We start from the raw sequence: 20,791 nt of genomic DNA, 5'->3' as shown, positions 1-20,791 counted from the left end.
GTTATCAGGAAGAAAGAGTACGGATCAGGTTGGAATAGTCCTCCTTGATGTCGTGACTCTCCTCCTTCAGCTGCTCAATCTTGCGGCAGGCATGAAGAACTGTAGTGTGGTCACGGCCACCAAAGGCATCACCTATCTCCGGCAAACTGTGGTTGGTCAGCTCCTTGGCCAGTGCCATCGCCAGCTGACGCGGACGGGCAACGGAGCGGGAACGCCGCTTGGAGAGCAGATCCGCCAGTTTGATTTTGTAGTACTCCGCCACCGTCTTCTGGATATTGTCGATGGTGACCAGCTTCTCCTGCAGTGCCAACAGATCGCGCAGCGCTTCGCGCACGAAATCGATGTTGATGGCACGACCGGTGAAGTTGGCGTTGGCGATCACCCGGTTGAGGGCGCCTTCCAGTTCACGGACGTTGGATCGCAGACGCTTGGCGATAAAGAAGGCCACTTCGTCCGGCAGGTGAACCTGGTTCTCATCGGCCTTGCGCATCAGGATCGCGACGCGGGTCTCGAGCTCCGGTGGTTCGATCGCCACGGTCAGACCCCAGCCGAAGCGGGACTTGAGACGATCCTCGACACCGTTGATCTCCTTCGGATAGCGATCCGAGGTCAGGATGATCTGCTGGTTACCTTCCAGCAAGGCATTGAAGGTATGGAAGAACTCCTCCTGGGAGCGCTCCTTGTTGGCGAAGAACTGGATATCATCGATGAGCAGGGCATCGACGCTGCGGTAGTAACGCTTGAACTCTTCAATGGCGTTATTTTGCAGCGCTTTCACCATGTCCTGAACAAACCGCTCGGAGTGCATATAGATGACTTTGGCATCTTTTTTACTCTCCTTGATGGCATTGCCAACGGCGTGCAGCAGGTGGGTTTTACCCAGGCCGGTGCCGCCATAGAGGAACAGCGGGTTGTAAGCACCACCCGGATTGTCCGCTACCTGACGGGCAGCCGCACGCGCCAACTGGTTGGACTTACCCTCGACGAAATTCTCGAAGGTATAGTTCACGTTGGTGTTGCTCTTGTGGTTCGGCTCTGGCTTGGTTTCAGCCTTGCGTTCCCAGCTCTTCTGCAAGTTATTCACAGGCGCGGCCCCCTGCACTGGCGCTCTGGCGACAGCGACGGGATGGGGACGATTGCCTATATCAAAACGCAGGGTGGGGCCGTCGACCCCATAGAGTTCATTGATGATGCCGTTAACCCGGATGAGATACTTATCTCGTACCCAGTCCAGAACAAAGCGATTCGGTGCATACAGGGTCAGAGTATTGTCACTCAACTCCGCTTGAAGCGGCCGGATCCACATGCTGAATTCTGCCGAGGGCAACTCATCTTGCAGCCGGTTAAGGCACTGCTGCCATAGCGAAGCAGTCACTCTAAACTCCTGTCGATTGATTAACTAAAGACCGGCTATTCTACGTTTTTAGCCGCCGGATCTCCAGCCGTCGCCCGGTGGATCCGGCAAATAAGATCCTTGACTTTCAAGGATCCAGCGCCTTTGGATCGGATTTCATCCCCAAAGTTACCCACAGCTTGATCCACTGCCTGAATTAACGGATCCCGTCCCTCTCTCCTGTTATTTCATATAACCAAATGTCATTTATTTTTTAAATTTTATTCCAATAACATCAGGGCCAAACCAGTTATTACAACTACAAATACAAGACATTGAGAGAGAGAAACACCATGAAAACATCCATCAAACTGATTTCCGGCGCTGCCATGCTGCTCGCCACCCTGTCCGGTCAGGCCATCGCCCAGGAGACCATCAAGGTCGGCATGTCTGGCAAATATTTCCCGTTCACCTTCGTCAAGCAGGACAAGCTGCAGGGCTTCGAGGTGGACATGTGGAACCAGATCGGTGAGCGCACCGGTTACAAGGTCGAGTTCGTGACCGCCAGCTTCTCCGGCCTGTTCGGCATGCTGGAAACCGGTCGCGTCGATACCATCTCCAACCAGATCACCATCACCGACGAGCGCAAGGCGAAGTACGACTTCTCCCAGCCCTACGTCTATGACGGCGCCCAGATCGTGGTACGCAAGGGTAACAGCACCATCCACGGCATCAAGGATCTGGAAGGCAAGAGCGTTGCCGTGAACCTGGGTTCCAACTTCGAAGAGCTGCTGCGCAAGAATGACCCGAACAAGAAGATCGATATCCGCACCTATGACTCCGCCTTCGAGCAGGATGTCGCCCTGGGTCGCATCGACGCCTTCGTGATGGACCGCGTCTCTACCGCCCAGCTGATCAAAGAGTCCAAGCTGCCGCTGCAACAGGCTGGCGCACCGTTCGAAACCATCGAGAACGCCCTGCCCTTCCTGAAGACCCCGGAGAAACAGGCGCTGCTGAAGAAGGTCGACGAGGCCCTGACCGCCATGCGCAATGATGGCTCCCTGCGTCAGATCTCCGAAAAATGGTTCGCTTCCGACATCACCGACAAATAAATGATGGAATTTGACCTCGAATACACGCTGGGGCTGTTTCCCATCCTGCTCAAATATCTGGGCACCACGATGGAGATGGCCCTGTGGGGATTCGTGCTGGCACTCGTACTCTCGCTGGCCCTGGCGATAGTACGGGTGTTTCGCGTCCCCGCGATCCACTGGCTGGCGATGCTCTATATCTCGTTCTTTCGGGGTACACCGCTACTCGTTCAGCTATTCCTGCTCTACTACGGACTGCCGCAACTATTCCCGATCTTCGTGGGGATGGATGCCTTTACCGCCGCCATCGTCGGTCTGACCCTGCACTTCGCCGCCTACATGGCCGAGTCGATCCGCGCCGCCATCCTCGGCATTCATAAAAGCCAGATGGAAGCGGCGCTCAGTATCGGCATGAGCCGTTATCAGGCGATGCAGCGGATCATCCTGCCGCAGGCGGCACGTATTGCCACCCCGTCGCTGATGAACTACTTCATCGACATGATCAAGAGCACCTCGCTGGCCTTCACCCTTGGGGTGGCCGAGATCATGGGCAAGGCGCAGATGGAAGCCTCCTCCTCCTTCAAGTTCTTCGAGAGCTTCATGGCGGTGGCGCTGGTCTACTGGGTGGTGGTGATCTTCTTCACCCGCTTGCAGCACCTGCTGGAAATTCGTCTCAACCGTGCCTATTAGGGGTTTGCCATGACAAAGCAACTGACCCGCTTGCAATGCACGCCGGAAGTCCGTTTTAACACTGCGCCTGTTTAAAGGAGGGCTCTCATGATCAAGCTAACCGGCCTCTCCAAGGCATATGACGGAAATCAGGTGCTCAACGGCATCGATCTGGAGGTCAAAAAGGGGGAAATTGTCGTCATCATCGGCCCCTCCGGCACCGGAAAATCGACCCTGTTGCGCTGCCTGAACCTGCTGGAGACCCCGGATGCGGGCACCCTTGCCATCGACGATCTGCAGCTGAATCTGGCCAAGGCCAGCGAACAGCAGGCGATCGAGCTGCGCAAGCGCGCCTCCTTCGTGTTCCAGAACTACGCCCTGTTTGCCAACAAGACGGCGCTCGACAACATCGCCGAGGGGCTGATCACCGTCTGGAAGCAGCCAAAAGCCGAGGCCCGCGCCACTGCGCTCGGCATCCTCAAGGACATTGGCCTCGCCGACAAGCAGGATGCCTATCCGGCGTCGCTCTCCGGCGGCCAGCAGCAGCGGGTCGGCATTGGCCGCGCCATGGCGGCCCACTCCAAGGTGATCCTGTTTGACGAGCCCACCTCGGCCCTCGATCCCGAGTGGGTCGACGAGGTTTTGGGGTTGATGAAAGAGTTGGCCCGCCAGCACCAGACCATGGTGGTGGTGACCCATGAGATTGAATTTGCTCGTGATGTTGCCGATCGGGTGATCTTCATGGAAGGAGGGCGGATCGTCGAACAGGGCCCGCCGGATCAGATATTGGTCGATCCCAAGGATCCCCGTACCCGGGAGTTCTTGCGGAAAGTCCTTAAATAGCTCTCTCTTTGGCGGCCTGGCCGCCTTTTTTATTGAGGGATCCCTTGTTTAACCCCGGGTTGCCAGTATAATCCGGAGCCCTTGATCCTCTGGATCCTCACGCTCGGCAGTGGCCTTTTCAAGACCATGGCAGGATGAGAGGGAACGGCGGATTGACTAAAAGCCGAACTCTGTTTAGAATTCGGCCTCTTTTGCTAGTCGTCACACGCTATAGCTGGCGCGTCGGCTAAGTGTGACAATCAAAACTGTACAGAAATACGGAATCGAATCATGAAACGTACTTTTCAACCGTCCAACCTGAAGCGCAAGCGCTCTCACGGTTTCCGCGCCCGCATGGCAACTGCCAACGGTCGTAAAGTTCTGGCCGCTCGTCGTGCCAAGGGTCGTGCCCGTCTGGTAGTTTAATGCCTACCCAGCACACCTTCTCTCGGGAGTTACGTCTGTTAACTCCCGAACACTTCAAACGCGTTTTCGCCGAGCCTGTCCGGGCTGCTTCCCCGCAAATTACGCTTCTCGCCTGCCCCAATTCACTCGAACACTCTCGTCTTGGTCTCGCTGTGCCCAAAAAAGCACTCAAGCGTGCCGTCTGGCGTAACCGTGTCAAACGGGTGGTCCGGGAAAGTTTCCGCCTCAAACAACATCAGCTGCCCGCTATCGACATCGTGGTGATCGCCAAGGCCGGTGTGAAAGAGATGGATAACGAGGAACTGTTCAAGTTACTGGAAAAGCTATGGCGCACTCTGTCACGCCGTTGCAATGGGTAGCTATCAAACTGATACGTCTGTATCAGCTAATCATTAGCCCTCTGCTCGGGCCGCGCTGCCGTTTTACTCCAACTTGTTCCCAATTTGCGATAGAAGCCATCCGACTTCACGGTTTCATAAAAGGCGTTTGGTTAGCTAGCAAACGTCTATTAAAATGCCATCCCTTATCCGAGGGTGGTTATGACCCGGTTCCGCAACCAAAGCGAAGAAACTGAAGACTATGGAATCACAACGCAATCTACTCCTGATCGGTTTGCTGTTCGTGAGCTTTCTGCTCTGGCAACAGTGGGAGTCCGACAAGGCTCCGAAGCCGGCCCCGACTACCGTGGCCCAAACCGAACATTTCGTACCTGAAGCCGGTCAGACCGGTGATATTCCTCAGGTTTCCGAGCAAGCCAACGCGACTGCCGCACGCAAGCTGATCACCGTCTCCTCCGACGTGCTCAAGCTGACCCTGGATACCCAGGGTGGTGACGTCGTGTCTGCCGAACTGCTGTCTCACAAACTGGAAGAGGGCAAGGACCAACCGTTCGTGCTGCTGACCAGCCAGCCTGAGCACCTCTATATCGCCCAGAGCGGTCTGGTGGGTCGCAATGGTCCGGACAGTCAGGCCGAAGGTCGTCCTACCTATGAAGCCGCCCAGACCAGCTATCAGCTGGCCGATGGTCAGGATCAAGTCGTCGTCCCGATGACCTGGACCGACAGCAAGGGTGTGGTCTTCACCAAGGAGTTCATCCTCAAGCGTGGCGACTATGCCGTTGGCGTTGATTACAAGATCGACAACAAATCTGCCGAGCCGGTTCAGGTGCAGTTCTATGGTCAGCTGAAGCAGACCGTAGCGACGCCGAAGGATCAGGAAGGTCATGCCATGGTAGCCAGCGCTTACCGTGGTGGTGCTTTCTCCAGCGAAGAGACTCGCTACAAGAAGTACACCTTCGACGAGATGAAAGATGCCGACCTGAACAAGACCACCAAGGGTGGTTGGGTCGCCATGCTGCAACACTACTTCGTCTCTGCCTGGGCACCAAATGCCGACGATACCAACAGCTTCTACAGCCGCGTGATCCCTGGTAAAGGCCAGGCCATCATCGGTTACAAGGCGCCGCTGGTAGACGTGGCCGCCGGCCAACAGGCCGAAGTGACCAGCAAGCTGTGGGTCGGTCCCAAGCTGCAAGACCAGATGGCCAAGGTGGCTAACCACCTCGACCTGACCGTCGACTACGGCTGGCTGTGGTTCATCGCCCAACCGCTGCACTGGCTGCTGACCGTGTTCCACGGTTTCGTCCAGAACTGGGGTCTGGCCATCATCATGCTGACCCTGCTGGTACGCGGCATCATGTTCCCGCTGACCAAGGCCCAGTACACCTCCATGGCCAAGATGCGCATGCTGCAACCCAAGATTGCGGCCCTGCGCGAGCGCTTCGGCGACGACCGCCAGAAGATGTCTCAGGGCATGATGGAGCTGTACAAGAAGGAGAAGGTCAACCCGCTGGGTGGCTGCCTGCCGATCCTGGTTCAGATGCCGATCTTCATCGCCCTTTACTGGGCACTGATGGAGTCCGTCGAACTGCGTCACGCGCCGTTTGCCCTGTGGATCACTGACCTGTCAGTGAAGGACCCCTTCTTCGTGCTGCCAATCCTCATGGGTGCCTCCATGTGGTATCTGCAGAAGATGAGCCCGACCACAGTGACCGACCCGATGCAGCAGAAAGTGATGCAGTTCATGCCGATCATCTTCACTTTCATGTTCCTCTGGTTCCCGGCTGGCCTGACTCTGTACTGGTTGGTGAGCAACGTCATCTCCATTACCCAGCAGACCATCATCTATCGTCAGCTGGAGAAGAAAGGCCTGCACACTCGCAACTGATGCGCAGCTAATCTTCCCGTGATGACAAAAGAGGCGGCCTTCGGGCCGCCTTTTTTATTACAATGTCTCCCACTACGTTTTCCTATCAGCGAACAAACGAGCCAAGCAAGATGACAACAGATACGATCGTGGCCCAGGCCACCGCGCCAGGCCGTGGTGGCGTCGGCATAGTCCGGGTCTCCGGCCCCGCCGCCGAACAGGTCGCCGGGATAGTGCTCGGCAAGCTCCCGCGGGTGCGCTACGCCGAATATCTGCCGTTCAAGGATGAGCAAGGCCAGGTACTGGATCAGGGCATTGCCCTGCTGTTCAAAGCCCCCAACAGCTTTACCGGCGAGGATGTGCTGGAGCTTCAGGGCCACGGCGGCCCCGTCATCATGGACATGCTGATCCGCCGCATTCTGAAAATCGACGGTATCCGCCCTGCCCGCCCCGGCGAGTTCAGCGAGCGCGCCTTCATCAACGACAAGCTGGATCTGGCGCAGGCCGAAGCTATCGCCGATCTGATCGAAGCCTCCAGCGAACAGGCCGCCCGCAGCGCCATGCACTCCCTGCAGGGGCAGTTCTCCAGCAAAATCCAGCAACTGGTGGAGAGCCTGATCAGGCTGCGCATCTATGTGGAAGCGGCCATCGACTTCCCGGACGAGGAGATCGACTTCCTCTCCGACGGCAAGGTGGCAGGCGACCTCTACAGCATCATGTCCGAGCTGGACGACGTGCGCGGGGAAGCCAAACAGGGCGCCCTGCTGCGGGAAGGGATGAAGGTGGTGATCGCCGGTCGTCCCAACGCCGGCAAATCGAGCCTGCTCAACGCCCTGGCGGGGCGCGAGTCGGCCATCGTCACCGAGATCGCCGGTACCACCCGCGACGTGCTGCGCGAGCACATCCATCTCGATGGCATGCCGCTGCACATCATCGACACCGCCGGTCTGCGTGACACCCAGGACAAGGTGGAGCAGATCGGTATCGAGCGCGCCTGGGCCGAGATCGAACAGGCCGATCGGGTGCTGTTTATGGTGGATGGCACCACTACTGATGCGATTGACCCGCGGGAGATCTGGCCGGAATTTGTTGATCGGTTGCCAAAAAACATCGGTCTCACCGTCATTCGCAACAAGGCCGACCTGACCGGCGAGGATCTGGCACCGAGCCAGGAGCAGGGCCACGCCGTCTACCGCATCTCAGCCAAGACCGAGCTGGGGCTGCCCGCACTGCGCGAGCACCTTAAACAGTGCATGGGCTTCCAGGGCAACACCGAAGGGGGCTTTATGGCCCGCCGCCGCCATCTGGATGCGCTGGAGCGCGCCGCCGAGCGCCTACTGGTGGCCAAAGAGCAGCTGGAAGTGTTCGTGGCTGGCGAGCTGGTGGCCGAAGAGCTGCGCCTCGCGCAGGAGTCTCTCTCCGAGATCACCGGCGAATTCAGCTCCGACGATCTGCTGGGCCGCATCTTCTCCAGCTTCTGCATCGGCAAGTAATGTGGTGAAAAATCAGCAATAAAAAGCAGCCACTGAGAACGTAACTCATTGTAAGTATTGAACTTTGTTTTTTAATGGCTGTTCTTGCCTGATCTTGTTTCGTGAGAATTTACCCCGAGAGTACCCCGAAGTAACCTCTCGGGGTACTTTCGGGGGACACACTTATGAAGATCAGCATCGAATTCCGCGAACCGGACGCCGAAGGCAAGCGCGATCTGCGCTTAACCTACTACGCCGGCTCCTACCTTGACCCAACCACGGGCATCCGCAAGCACAAACGCAGCAGAGAGCCCCTGGATCTCTTCCTGTACGACAAGCCGCGTACCCCAGCACAGCGGCTCCACAACAAAGAAACCCAGCGAGCAGCCGAAGCCATCCGCGCCAAGCGACTCTTCGAGTACGAGACTGGTAAACACCATCTGGATTTCTCGAACGCCTACAAGGCCAGCTTCTTCGAGTACTTCCAAGAGGTTACAGACCAAAAGGCGGCAGGCAGCAAGAGCAACCATTCCATCTGGATATCAGCCCTCAAGCATTTACGCCAGTACCATAAGCTGCCGGAGCTGACTTTCGAGGAAGTAGATCAGCTGTTCCTGGAGGGGTTTCGGCATTACCTGATGCACAAGGCCCGCACCAAAAGCGGCACACCACTGAGCCGCAACACCCAGAGTGCCTATTTCAACAAGTTAAGGGCGGCCCTGAACCAGGCTGAGCAGGAACGGCTGCTACCGGATAATCCGGTACGACGTGTCAAAGCTATCCAGGGGGAGAAGAACAAACGGGTTTACCTGACCGAAGACGAAGTTCGAGCGCTGGCCCAGGCCGAGTGCCGGTACGACGTTCTTAAGCGCGCCTTTCTGTTCTCTTGTTGCACTGGCTTACGCTGGTCCGACATTCACAAGCTGACCTGGGCCGAGCTGGAGCCCTTCTATGGCCATTACCGTATCGTCTTCACCCAGAAAAAGACCAGCGGCCTGCAATACCTGGATTTGAATGACATGGCGATGCAGCTGATGGGGCGCCCAGGCAAGGTAACAGAGCGGATCTTCAAGGGCCTCAAGTATTCGGCTTGGCACAACATGGAGCTCACCCGCTGGGCGTTGCAGGCGGGTATAACCAAGAAGGTAACCTTCCACAGCGCGCGTCATACCTTCGCCGTGATCCAGCTTAACCGCGGCGTCGATATCTATGCTCTCTCCCGCTTACTGGGACACAGCGAGTTGAGAACCACAGAGATCTATGCAGACATCCTTGAATCACGGCGCCGAGATGCCATGCTCGATTTTCCCAACGTATTGGAGTGATAGAAGATGGGACGCGCCCTTGATGAGCTCCTAGCCAGTGAGAAGCCTGAAGTAGCCGCAGTAGCCAACCGGCAGGCAGCACTGATACTTAACCAGTAAGTGCAGGAAGCAAATCCTAGCCAGGAAGAGCCAACAAAAACGCCGGCGCTACCCAGCGCTGGCGTAGATCATCTTAGATAATCTAGATCGAATTTCAGGATCGGTCTGCAGCCCAAGTAGCACTTGGGTTTGACTGATTAGTCCTGTGACCAATATCGTGAACTTTGTGACCATTATCGTGATGGTTTGTGACCATTATCGTGATAGCGCAGGCCGACCGATGGTAAACCGCCCCTTGGCATGTTCACTGATTGACCAGCCCAGTTCAGCCAGTTCATTCAATGCCTTGCGGACTCGCGATTGCCGCTTGCGGTGAGTGGCCATGCTGGCTTCCTCAGGAAAAACATAAGCAACCAAGGTGTCTAGCTGTACCGTCCGACTCTGGCCAACATCGACCCAGGCACATAACCGCTGATGCAACAGTCTGGTGATACCGCCACTCAGGCGCCGCACCTCTGTCATGTCGATACGAACATGGCGGCCAGAGCCCATAATGGCGGAGGTCAGCAAAGGATTGAGCGCTACAAAGAGCCCGTCGGTCAGGGCATCGCTGGAATAGTTCGCAAGCAGACGAAAACCGCTGCGCTGGCCTGCTACCTGCGCTATTACCGACACCTTCCATAACCGCTCGACACAACGGCGCACCGTATTGGTGTCACGAGGGTTGGCGTAGCCAATCTCCTTGGCCAGTTTGTGCAGGCTGCTTTTGACCACCAAGACTCGTTGCTGATTGGCTGCCCAGCGAGGCTCTAGCAGGGTACGCAAGCTGTTGCCCTCCCCGGTAGCTGCAATGGGCTCAATGATGGCGCTATAGTCCTCAACACCAGCCAGGGCAACCAGTCCCTGAAGCACACGAAGGTCATCGGCACCCAGCGGCTCTGGCCCGGAAAACTCAATCTGATTGCCCCCACCGAATCGATACACCGCATCCAGCTTGTCTCGGCGGCGCTGACCTGGAGCGATGGCTCTGAACAATCCTGGTGCCAGGCAGTGCATATGGTCATGCCGAGCATGGGTCAATTCAAAGCAAGGCACGTTTACCTCTCTCTCGGCGCGTTTCGTCCAATTTGGCGGGGTACAATACGCCACCTTCCCCCCGCACCAACCAGCGCTCCGGTAGTGGCTGCCCATAATTACTTTTGCTTACTCCAAACCGCACGTAAAGTTGGCTCAGCTCTGCCGATACGCCCAGCTGCTGCGCCTCTTTCTTGGTCATAGTGGCGAGATAGGCCTGCCAGCGGACGTTGTCCACCAGTACCGACGAACCTCTGCTTGCCTGCTGCAGATCTCCAGCCTCTTGGAAAACTGCGGATTTGCTGGTGTGGTGTACAAACAACACAGCGCATCCCTTCAGCATGGCCAGCCGTTCCAGCTGACCCAGCACCAGTGTCATAGCACAGGCTGCATTCTCGTCGGCATCGTGAAAGCGTCTCAGTGTATCGATAACCACCAACCTGACCCCCTCAGCCCAAATGGCAATCGCTTCCCACCAGTGGCTATCCAACACATTTGGACTGGATCCCTGCAGCGGTATAAGACGAAGATCTCGTTCAACGTTGGCACGAAGTTCAGCGTCAAGATATCCGCCCAAGGTGAACAAACGCTGGTGCAGCACAGGCCAAGGATCCTCGGCAGGCAGGTAGAGCACAGCCCCCCTGCCCAGCTTGCCAAGTCCAATCCAATCCGGCCCACCGGATATCTGCATTGCCAGTTGCAATGCCAACATCGATTTACCCACTCCTCCCGGTGACACCAAAGCACCAACGCAGCCCACTGGCAGCCCCGGGAGGACAAAATCGAGGGGTTTCGGAGGTTCAACAAAAGCCGACCGGAGATCCTGGGGCCAGTGAGATGCAATGAGATCTTGCGCCATAACAGCCTCACAGCCGCCCATGACTAGCTTGCCGTACACGCTTGGTCACATGCTCAGTGAGTTCGGCGTCCGGTGAAATGCGGTGGGAGAGCAGCCAGTCCAGCAGCTCATCCCTCCTGAAATAAATTTTTTTCCCTTGCGGCTTGTAGTGCGGTAAGCGCCTCTCGCTGGTCAACCGGTACACATAGCTGACCGATACCCCCAGCAGTTCGGCGCACTCCTCAGCCGAGAGAACCTCTCTCTGTGCTAACCCCTGTTGGCGAACTAGATGTTTCAACTCATGGAGTTCACGCAGAATCGAACCCGTAGGATCGCTGTAAATAGCCGGATTTTGCTCACGCATGCAGATGATCTCCCTGTAACAAACATCAACATGCAAAGCGTACCGGGGACCTAACGAAATCCAGAGCGCTGTAAGTGCCCAAAATGGGCACTTACAGCGTTTTCTGGAAAATTTTCACATGTGAAATTTTGGCGAGAAACCGCCAGTAAAGTCATCAGGCTCCACCAGATCCGTCACAAAATGGGGTAAAAATGTTTGACTGAAAGAGGGCGTCTCTTTAAGGTTGCCCGCAACATGACCCCGGCCTCTTGGTTGCTTTGCAACTTACGCCGAGGTTGTTTTTTTGAATCTGTCTTTGTGTCGGCATACACGCCTTATTACTTCGCCATACAGCCAGTCGGTTGCTAATCATCGGGGTAACCGTTACACTTTGCGCATCTCATCTACCAGCCTTTGGCGTCAGCGTAGAAGGAGTTACGGCCCCGTCCTCTCCGGAGGGCGCGGCCAGCTTAATTCCCTCCCCTAGCAGTCAATAACTCCCATACCGTTCCCAGCGCTTGTTGTACTTGCGCCGTTCGTGCTCATGTTCGATGAAAAATGCCGTCCACGGCAGGATATATTCTCCGCGATCATCCAGCACGACGAGGTAGCCTTCTGCTTCAAACCAGATATGGATGCGTTGCAGCTTGCCACGAGGCTCAGCCCACACCTTCAGCTCAGGATCGCTATCATTCTCGATGATGGGTTTGGGCCAGCGGATGCGTTCGCATCGACGTAAATCGGGTTCTCGCTCTGCTTCAACTTCTCCAGTTGAAATCATGTGCCAGAAGGTCGCTGATTTCCCGGCATATTCAGGATGACGTTTCAGACCAAGACGCTTGCCTCTGAACTCGGGTTTGTTGAGTACAAAGTCTTGTTCGAAGGCCGCATAAACAGCAGAGAAAAAACGCCCCCAATCACCGCCAGAGGCGGTCATCAGAATGAGGTCAGGTAGCCATACCGGTTGCATCACCATCCACCCCTGCTGCACCAGACCATCAGATTGAACTTGCTCTCTCGCAGAAGGGTATTGTGCGTCAGCTTGTAACCACTTCGTTGCCGTATTCTTTCAATCAAAGCCAGCTTGGCTTCGCTGCTGGTCAACCCTCGATGCAAATAGCTCAGGGCTCCGATCAAAAGATCCGCCACTTGCAGCAACTCGGCTTCATGAGAGTGGATCCGCTGTACCCGATGAATGATTTTCTTCGAGTAGTCATACGTGTTATTGCACAAAACATCATGCAACTTGCTGATCTTCTCATGCCCCAAGGTGTCCTTGATATCGATATAGACTCGATAGCCATTCTGCGGCTCAAAGATCGTCTTCAGCATGACGAAATACATTTTGTAGTACCAGTCGTCATGACTCTGCCCAAACGCTTCATGATTTAGCTGTGATTTATCCGGGATAACCAGACCACGAAAGTGAAGGTCATCATCATCGAAAAAGTAATCTAGCAGGTCACGATAGAAGGAGAGTTTCGACTGACTAACCTTGGTCCACTTCACCTCGAAATCCGGCGCCAACCCATGCTTTTGCTTGATCTCGCGCAAGCGACGTACGATCTCGTGGCGCTTATCCAGCGGACACCATACAGCTCCAAGCACCATGGCCGATTGACCATCGTTCTCCAGATGACAGGACTCATCGCAATAGACATTAAATATGCGGCTCATCAGGCAAGGGCTCCTTCTACCAGCGACTCGGCCAAGGCAAGTTGGGTCTGCTGGCTGGTTTGCAGGCGGGCTTTAAGTTGGTCACAGAGATTCATTAATTCATCGACTTTGGCAACAATACAACTTTTTTCATTTTTGGGTGGGATGGCAATTAGGCAACCACGTAATTGTGTTTTGTTGATTGATGCTAAATTAGTCGTTTGCTTGCTTGAACCAGCAAAATAATCTCTAGCTGAAGGCCCATTCAGGAACATCTCTAACCAAGACTCATCCTGTTCTTGAAGAAACTTTCTAGCCTTAAACACATGGTTCTGGTGTGCGACATATGGCATTTCATCTGCCCAAATTGCTGTACGACCAACCTTATCCCAGTCACCTCCTTCAGTAATCAGAAGATCACCAGTCAAAACCTGATATTTTTCAACTTCATCAATAGGAAGCTCAACTGACTTAATGCCTGTCACATCAACATACCCACGTTGAACGTTGGCAACACTTAAATAAGGCACTGTAGTTAATGCTCTGTTTATTAATTTCCGGCCTTTCGTTATCCCACTTTGGATATCAACAATATCTTCAAAGCGACACCACGCCCATCCTTGCGGTAGCTCAAACGGCTTTTCGTCTTCGCTGATCGCAGGCAGCGGTTTATCTTTTTTAATTTTCTTCTCTTTGACCAACAGCGCTTTTTTGGCGGCGATGCGCTCCAGCAGGGCGGAGGCGGGTTCATCGCTTGGGTCTTGCGGTACCAGCTTGCCCATTACCGCCAGTTGCAGGGTCGTCTGTTTCAAGGCGTCGATACTGGCCTCGGTGGTAAAGAGGGTATCGAAGTGAGTGCTTAACCGCGCCCAATTTTGCGCCAACTCGTCGGCGTCGATACAGTCTGTCAGTGTAGCGAGCAGGGTCTCCACCAGCATCTGATGGGCTGCCAGCTGAGATTCGCTGCGCTGCTCCAACTGGTCGCAGAGGGCCATAAGCTCAACCACTTTGGCAACGATGCGCTGTTGTTCCTCAGCAGGAGGTATGGGGATTTTTATGGCATTTGCCCTAACAATTGTTAAGGTATGTACTGTTGTGCCCATACTCCCATCATGTATTTGCTCAATCCAACATGGGCTACGGAAAAATAAGTCAAGGTAGTTAGGCTGAAGATTAAATATGTTTTTAAATATCAAGACGCTAGCATCTTTGAAATAGAATCTATCATGTTCCATAACAACGTATGGGATACCGATAGTTCCAACTCCAGTCAACATGACATCATTTTTTTCAGGCACTGTCCCACTAGAGATTAACTCATCATAAAGACGCTCAGATATAAAAAGTTCATTATCACACATACCAAACTTAGATAACTGAACGATCTCACGGGTTCTAAAAAATGGTACGCCAGTAGCTACCCAGTCCTTCTTGTTCACTCGGCTACTAGATGTGATAACGCCTAATGAGCCTAGTGTTACCCACTCCCATCCTTCCGGCAGTTCAAACTGCTTATCTTGCTCACTAATTTGCGGTAATGCCTTGGGCTTTTTAATCTTGCCCTCTTTCACTAGCCGCCCCATTTCGGCTGCAATTCGTTCCAACAGCACGGAGGCCGGTTCATCGCTGGGGTCTTGCGGTACCAGTTTGCCGCGCACGGCCAGCTCCAGGATCAACTCACGCAGCTTTTTGATGCCGGAGAGTTCCAGCTTGCTGTTGCTGCCACGCCCGGCACTGCTTTTCGGGCGCACCGCCGCAGTCCAGAGATCCAGATGGTCGGTAATCAGATTCTCGATTGCCATTATGCCTGTCCCTCCTGCTTGGCAGTGCCCTTACCTAAAGCATCACCGAGAATGGTTTTAAGTTGGTCACGCAGGGTCTGGATTTCAGCCTGCTCTGCGGCATAGCGCGCCAGCAGCTCGTCAGGGTCATGGCTTATCTGCTCACCGACATGGGGGTTTTTGATATCGAGGTTGAAGTTACGGGCCACAATCTCGTCAATGCTGACCTTCCAGGCTTGTTCGTTCTCAACCCGGGCAGCAAAGCCGTCCGCCTCATCGCCCCACCAGGCAATCTCGGCGTCAAACTCCTCGAACTTCATCGGCTTGGTTTTGCTGTAGTTCTTCACCCCAGCCGGATAGGGGTGCTCGTAGAACCAGACATCCTTGGTGGGCTGGCCCTTGGTGAAGAAGAGGATATTGGTCTTGATGCCGGTATAGGGGGCAAACACGCCGTTGGGGAGCCGCACTATGGTGTGCAGGTTGCACTCGCTGGTGAGCAGTTGCTTGATCTTGGTTTTGACCCCTTCGCCAAACAGGGTGCCATCGGGCAGCACCACGGCAGCGCGACCGCCCTTGCCATTTGTTGCCGGGGCAAGGACTTCGATAATCAGCTGCAGGAACAGGTCGGCGGTCTCGCGGGTGCGCAGATCGGCGGGGAAGTTCTGCTCGATGCCATCCTCTTCGGTGCCGCCAAAGGGCGGGTTGGTGAGGATCACATCGATATCGCTATCCCAGCTCGACAGCGGCTTGTCGAGGGTATTGCCGTGGCGGATCTGCACCGGCACCTCGATACCGTGGAGCATCATATTGGTGGTGCAAAGGAGGTGAGGCAGTTGCTTCTTCTCAACCCCCAGGATCTGCTGCTGCAGAGTCTGATGGTCGGCTGAGGTCTCGACATAGTGCTCTTTGACATGGTCGAAGGCGCAGGCGAGAAAGCCGCCGGTACCGCAGGCCGGGTCCATGATCCGCTCGCCGAGTTTGGGGTCGATGCGGTTCACCATAAAGCGGGTGACGGCGCGGGGGGTGTAGAACTCGCCCGCGTTACCGGCGCTTTGCAGGTCGCGCAGGATCTGCTCGTAGATATCGCCAAACAGGTGGCGTTCGCTGCTGTCGGTAAAGTCGATCTCGTTGAGCTTATTGATCACCTGCTTGAGCAGGGTGCCGTTCTTCATGTAGTTGAAGGCATCGCTGAACGCCTCTTTCACCACATAGCCACGGGGGTTGAGATCGATATTGGCAGGCTGGTTTTTCAGGCTGTCGAACAGGTCATTGTTGACGAAATCGAGCAGGGCATCGCCAGTCAGCCCTTCGCTATCGGCCGCCCAGTTACGCCACAGGAAGCGCTCGGGGATGGGGCAGCGATAGTTATCCTGCTCAAACTCCAGCTCCTCTTCCTGGGCGTCGAACACTTTCAAAAACAGCAGCCAGGAGAGCTGGCCGAGGCGTTGGGCATCACCGTCGATACCGGCGTCCTTGCGCATTATGTCCTGAATGGATTTGATGACTGAGCTGATGGATGACATGGGATTCTCTGCTTTTTACAAAAATGGTGACGAATACAGGGGCGAATGCGTCAGGAGTATCGATAAAACAAGCGGCCATCATTGGAATGGCCGCATGGTAGTTCAGAAGCAGTCAGGTCGTCAGGCGCTCTGCTGCTCACGGTAAATTTCTTGCTCCAGTTCGGTGATGGCCTGCTCGAACTGTTTGGGGCCACCAAAACCCTTCTTGGCCAACTCAAGCGGACGACCCAGCTCGGTAAAGGGGGCGACTTTTAGCGCATCCTTGGTCTCAATCTCCACAACTCCCTGATCGGCATACTTGTCGAGCAGACTGGTAAGCACCTGCTGGGCGGTATCGTTGTACTTGGTGAAGTAGTTGCGCTTTTTGACGTTGTTGGCCCGCTCACGGCGGGTCAGTGGCGGCTGATCGTATACCACATGGCAGATAAGGTCGAACGGGTCGAGCTCCTTGCCCACTTCCTGCTCCAACACCTCCCACAGCACGCCCGCCTGAGCCAATTCATCCATGATGGCTTGCTTGCGTTCGGCGGCTTGCCAGCGTTTGGTGAAGGCATCGAGGGTGGCAAACTCTTTGAGCAGGGTCTTCTTGGTGTAGTCCCTGAAGGATTCGGTCACCAGCTTGCCATCGGCATCGTAATACTGCACCCGCTCAGCGATGACGCTGACCGCCACGCCGTTGACATAATACTTGCTGACCCCGGGCTCGGGGCCACCCAGCGGGCCTGCGCCCTGACCCCCTGCGCCACTCTGGCCACCATCACTACCGGTTGTGTAAGTGCCGGGTTGTTCATCTACCCCGGGGGCAAACGGATCGCCATGGTCGCCGGGTTCATCGGCAGGCAGTGGATCGGCGCCATCGATGATATCGCCCAAGCCTTCATCCGGATTGTTGATGTCTGCCGGTTTGACCACCATGACGCGCTCCGGCTCACCGTCGAAACGGGGATCGGCAAACAGCTCGGTGGCCTTCTTGAAGTCGAGAATGGTGAACCAGAGCTTGCCGTACTTGTCGTCAATGCGGGTGCCACGGCCGATGATCTGCTTGAACTTGGTCATGGACTGGATGTTTTGGTCCAGCACCACCAGCTTGCAGGTTTTGGCATCGACGCCGGTGGTCATCAGCTCGGAGGTAGTAGCGATGACCGGATAGGGCTTTTTCGGGTTGATGAAGTTGTCGAGCTGGGCTTTGCCAAGGTCATCATCGCCGGTGATTTTCATCACATACCGATCATCTTTCAGCATCTGCTCGGGGTTAAGGTTCGCCAGCGCCCGTCGCATCCGGTCGGCATGATCGATGTCGTTGCAGAACACGATGGTCTTGGCCATCGGGTCGGTTTTCTTGAGGTAGTTGGTGATGGTTTCGGCCACCAGCTGGGTACGCTCGTCGATCACCAGGGTGCGGTCAAAATCCTTCTGGTTATAAATACGGTCTTCAATCAGGTTGCCCTGTTTGTCCATCTGCCCTTTGGTGGGACGCCACCCCTGCAGATCGACATCGATATCGACCCGCACCACCTTGTAGGGGGCAAGAAAGCCATCTTCGATTCCCTCTTTGAGGGAGTAGGTATAAACAGGGTCACCGAAGTAATCGGTACTGGAGACGGTCTCGGTCTCTTTGGGCGTGGCGGTGAGACCAATCTGGGTAGCCGATGAGAAGTATTCGAGGATCTCGCGCCAGGCGCTGTCTTCAGCGGCACTGCCCCGATGGCACTCATCCACCACGATCAGGTCGAAGAAATCAGGGGAGACCTGCTTGAAGGCTTTCTGTGACTCTTCCGGCCCGGTGAGCGCCTGATAGAGGGCAAGGTGGATCTCATAGGCGGGGTCGATCGTGCGCCCGGTGACCTTGGTCATGGCCGAGCCAAAGGGCTGAAAATCATTGATCTTGGTTTGATCTACTAGAATGTTGCGATCGGCCAGAAACAGGATGCGCTTCTTGGCGCCCGCCTTCCACAAACGCCAGATGATCTGGAATGCGGTGTAGGTCTTGCCGGTGCCGGTGGCCATCACCAGCAATACCCGATCCTCATCTTTCGAGATGGCTTCTACGGTCTTGTTGATGGCCTGCAGCTGATAATAGCGGGGAGATTTGCCGCTGCCATCCGAGTAATAGTCCTGACTGATGACAGGCAACTGTGCCTGGGTGTAACCCTTCCAGGTGCAGAGTTTGTCCCAAAGCTGGCCGGGGCTGGGGAAGTCCTCCAGCGCGATCTCGGATTCCAGCTTGGCCGGATTGGTCTTGTCATGAAATACGAAGCCATCGCCGTTGCTGGCAAATACGAACGGCACATCCAGCAGACGGGCATAATCGAGCCCCTGTTGCATCCCCTTGCCAATCTCATGCTTGTTGGCTTTGGCCTCGATCACCGCCAGTGGCAAGCCCATCTTGTGATAGAGCACGATATCGGCCGATTTGACCTTTTTGCGTGCCGCCATCTGGCCGCGAACCACCACCTTGCCATCCCGCAGCTTCACCTCTTGGCGAACCTGGGTCAGGTCATCCCAACCCGCCGCCTTGATGGCAGGCAGCAGGTATTTCGAAATGATGTCGGCTTCGGTAAGGGTTGCTTTGTTGATCTCGGCCATGAGCACTCTTCCGGTCGGGGGACAATATTGCTCAAGATTCTCTCATAAATTCAGCCGGGTTTTATTGATTTCAGACTCATAAAGCAACATGGGGTGCTGCTCTTGATGGCATGCCTTCTGGCCAAGGATACGTCTGGCAATGGCATAACTAGGTCGTAGTGAATGCTTGTTGAAGGGCATCGCTTGAGTTAGTCCCATCGCAAGTCAGCCGGTTTGGCTCTCGCTGAATGCAGAGGCCAAGATTCCAGATAGATAGGAATCCGCCCCCCATATTTCAGCACACCAGAGTCCATCATCCCTTCAAACAAGATGACCAATATTCCAGAGAGAAAAACAGCACGAAATTTCCAGATAGATAGGAAGTCTTCGATCAGGATTCCACATAACTCGTTCTGAACAGGCATTCCACTATGTGGAAAATTCGCACCACTTTTCCAGATAGATAGTTATGTGGAAAGAAACTGGACGGGAATTGGTTGGGAATGACAGTGTTCATTCCATGGCTCCACATCCTGCGTGATTCCACGCAATCATGTTTGTTACGAGCGAACAAACTTCAATACTTTCATTGCGTTGTTGATTTTTTCCTGAGCGAAGTCCATGGTGATATGGAGTTTGGTCACACGATCACCTGATTGCATCCTTTATCCGTTACACCTGAGGCCATCACCATGAACAGCATCGTCATCCTGATCCTCCTGTTTTCATTCCTGATAGGGTTTGGCGCCTTTGCTGCGTGGCTGTATATCGAGAAGCGCCGCATGGGTGCCTCGGATAAATGACCCGCTATTTTGCTGAACGGACCTCTTTTGCCACGCACGAAATCAGATGGCGGGAGCAGCCCAACATTTCCTGGATCACCGAGTAGCTGTGTCCGGTGCTCAACAACTGTGCGATGTGCTGACGCTTCTTTTCATCTTTCTGGCGACCGCGATATTTCCCCTCATCCCTGGCCTTGGCAATACCCTGCTGTTGCCTGCGTCGGCGATCTTCGTAGTCTTTGCGAGCGACGGCTGCCAGCATATCCAGCAGCATGCCATTTACAGCCTGTAAGATTGCGCTGGTGAACTCGGAGCGGCCGTCCCCCTGTAATGCCACCCAGGAAGTCGGAAGTTCAGGAGAAACGATGGAGAGCTGTTTCTGGGCCAACAACTGCTTCAGTGTTTGCCAATCTGTCTGATTGAGACGGGCCAGACGATCAATCTGCTCTACCAGCACAATGTCACGATCTGCTGCGTCGCGGATCAGCCTCATAAGCTCAGGCCTGTCCAGCGTCGCCCCCGACTCATTCTCCACATAGAAACTGGCAATCTGATGGGCATGCTCAGCAGCAAAACCAATCAGCAGCTCTCGTGCCCGCTCAGCATCCTGTTCCACTGTCGATGCACGTAAATACGCCCGTATGAACATTGAAACCCCCATCAGTCTGTTTAAAATGGTTCCTGATTATTGGTTCAATATAAGTGGTTTCAATATGATTTTCGAGAGGGTATTAAGTGGTTTTTATGGGGTATACCTTTTTAGAACCACCTGTCATTTTCAGAAGACGACTGCACCAGTTGATTGGGCGTAATGGCTGTTGTGCAGCCAGCTCCTGACAGTTCAATA

19 protein-coding genes are annotated in these 20,791 nt (G+C 55.0%); 9 read left to right on the top strand and 10 right to left on the bottom strand.

Translation table 11 applies throughout. The features are described 5' to 3' along the window. Positions 1-4 precede the first annotated feature (4 nt). Positions 5-1,375 carry a chromosomal replication initiator protein DnaA gene (gene dnaA, locus PG888_RS07580; RefSeq protein ID WP_042063291.1) on the bottom strand — a complete coding sequence of 457 codons (1,371 nt, stop codon included), beginning with the start codon at positions 1,373-1,375 and terminating at the stop codon, positions 5-7. Between the two features lie 311 nt (positions 1,376-1,686). Here dnaA and PG888_RS07575 point away from each other — a divergent pair, with 311 nt between their 5' ends. The 9 genes from PG888_RS07575 to PG888_RS07535 all read left to right on the top strand — a co-directional run bounded on the left by PG888_RS07575 (position 1,687) and on the right by PG888_RS07535 (position 9,343). Beyond that, complete coding sequence (locus PG888_RS07575) at positions 1,687-2,445, top strand: amino acid ABC transporter substrate-binding protein (protein WP_270693116.1); 759 nt, start codon at positions 1,687-1,689, stop codon at positions 2,443-2,445. After that, the gene (locus PG888_RS07570) at positions 2,446-3,114 is read left to right on the top strand and encodes an amino acid ABC transporter permease (RefSeq protein WP_111808823.1); all 669 of its coding nucleotides are present in this window, start codon (positions 2,446-2,448) and stop codon (positions 3,112-3,114) included. A gap of 87 nt (positions 3,115-3,201) precedes the next feature. Further along, the gene (locus tag PG888_RS07565; RefSeq protein WP_270693114.1) at positions 3,202-3,936 is read left to right on the top strand and encodes an amino acid ABC transporter ATP-binding protein; all 735 of its coding nucleotides are present in this window, start codon (positions 3,202-3,204) and stop codon (positions 3,934-3,936) included. Between the two features lie 270 nt (positions 3,937-4,206). Further along, positions 4,207-4,341: a 50S ribosomal protein L34 gene (rpmH, locus tag PG888_RS07560; RefSeq protein ID WP_005307156.1), complete on the top strand. Its 135-nt coding sequence runs from the start codon at positions 4,207-4,209 to the stop codon at positions 4,339-4,341. Continuing rightward, positions 4,341-4,700 (top strand): ribonuclease P protein component, encoded by a 360-nt coding sequence (gene rnpA / locus PG888_RS07555; protein WP_005339313.1) that lies wholly within the window; start codon positions 4,341-4,343, stop codon positions 4,698-4,700. Before rpmH ends, rnpA begins: the two co-directional genes overlap by 1 nt. Beyond that, positions 4,667-4,915: a membrane protein insertion efficiency factor YidD gene (gene yidD / locus PG888_RS07550; protein ID WP_010672280.1), complete on the top strand. Its 249-nt coding sequence runs from the start codon at positions 4,667-4,669 to the stop codon at positions 4,913-4,915. Before rnpA ends, yidD begins: the two co-directional genes overlap by 34 nt. 5 nt (positions 4,916-4,920) lie before the next feature. After that, positions 4,921-6,567, top strand: coding sequence for a membrane protein insertase YidC (gene yidC / locus PG888_RS07545; RefSeq protein ID WP_058052648.1), 1,647 nt, complete (start codon positions 4,921-4,923; stop codon positions 6,565-6,567). A gap of 110 nt (positions 6,568-6,677) precedes the next feature. Further along, positions 6,678-8,039 carry a tRNA uridine-5-carboxymethylaminomethyl(34) synthesis GTPase MnmE gene (gene mnmE, locus PG888_RS07540; protein ID WP_058052647.1) on the top strand — a complete coding sequence of 454 codons (1,362 nt, stop codon included), beginning with the start codon at positions 6,678-6,680 and terminating at the stop codon, positions 8,037-8,039. A gap of 164 nt (positions 8,040-8,203) precedes the next feature. Then, entirely contained in the window at positions 8,204-9,343 is a 1,140-nt protein-coding gene (locus tag PG888_RS07535) for a site-specific integrase (protein WP_270693113.1), read from the top strand. A 294-nt stretch (positions 9,344-9,637) separates the two neighbouring features. On the opposite strand, the gene repC is transcribed toward PG888_RS07535, so the two are convergent. The 9 genes from repC to PG888_RS07490 form a co-directional block, all read right to left on the bottom strand. Then, on the bottom strand, positions 9,638-10,417 hold the full coding sequence (gene repC, locus PG888_RS07530) for a replication protein C, IncQ-type (RefSeq protein WP_234935951.1): 780 nt from the start codon (positions 10,415-10,417) through the stop codon (positions 9,638-9,640). A gap of 46 nt (positions 10,418-10,463) precedes the next feature. Next, positions 10,464-11,315: a helicase RepA family protein gene (locus tag PG888_RS07525; RefSeq protein WP_270693110.1), complete on the bottom strand. Its 852-nt coding sequence runs from the start codon at positions 11,313-11,315 to the stop codon at positions 10,464-10,466. 7 nt (positions 11,316-11,322) lie between these two features. Beyond that, the gene (locus tag PG888_RS07520; protein WP_214003623.1) at positions 11,323-11,658 is read right to left on the bottom strand and encodes a helix-turn-helix domain-containing protein; all 336 of its coding nucleotides are present in this window, start codon (positions 11,656-11,658) and stop codon (positions 11,323-11,325) included. 469 nt (positions 11,659-12,127) lie between these two features. Further along, on the bottom strand, positions 12,128-12,613 hold the full coding sequence (locus PG888_RS07515; RefSeq protein ID WP_270693107.1) for a hypothetical protein: 486 nt from the start codon (positions 12,611-12,613) through the stop codon (positions 12,128-12,130). Continuing rightward, complete coding sequence (locus PG888_RS07510) at positions 12,607-13,314, bottom strand: DUF3800 domain-containing protein (RefSeq protein ID WP_270693105.1); 708 nt, start codon at positions 13,312-13,314, stop codon at positions 12,607-12,609. The genes PG888_RS07515 and PG888_RS07510 overlap by 7 nt, the downstream gene beginning before the upstream one ends. After that, the gene (locus tag PG888_RS07505; RefSeq protein ID WP_270693103.1) at positions 13,314-15,095 is read right to left on the bottom strand and encodes a restriction endonuclease subunit S; all 1,782 of its coding nucleotides are present in this window, start codon (positions 15,093-15,095) and stop codon (positions 13,314-13,316) included. Before PG888_RS07505 ends, PG888_RS07510 begins: the two co-directional genes overlap by 1 nt. Beyond that, positions 15,095-16,597 (bottom strand): N-6 DNA methylase, encoded by a 1,503-nt coding sequence (locus PG888_RS07500; RefSeq protein ID WP_270693101.1) that lies wholly within the window; start codon positions 16,595-16,597, stop codon positions 15,095-15,097. The genes PG888_RS07505 and PG888_RS07500 overlap by 1 nt, the downstream gene beginning before the upstream one ends. Positions 16,598-16,717: 120 nt before the next feature. Further along, positions 16,718-19,183: an EcoAI/FtnUII family type I restriction enzme subunit R gene (gene hsdR, locus PG888_RS07495; protein WP_270693099.1), complete on the bottom strand. Its 2,466-nt coding sequence runs from the start codon at positions 19,181-19,183 to the stop codon at positions 16,718-16,720. Positions 19,184-19,969: 786 nt separating this feature from the next. Next, complete coding sequence (locus PG888_RS07490; protein WP_270693097.1) at positions 19,970-20,593, bottom strand: recombinase family protein; 624 nt, start codon at positions 20,591-20,593, stop codon at positions 19,970-19,972. Positions 20,594-20,791 lie beyond the last annotated feature (198 nt).

It is taken from the genome of Aeromonas sp. QDB23 (assembly GCF_027707745.1).
In the GTDB taxonomy this organism is placed as follows: domain Bacteria; phylum Pseudomonadota; class Gammaproteobacteria; order Enterobacterales; family Aeromonadaceae; genus Aeromonas; species Aeromonas allosaccharophila.
The sequence above is the reverse complement of the archived record's forward strand: the minus strand, read 5'-3'. Positions and strand labels throughout refer to the sequence as shown.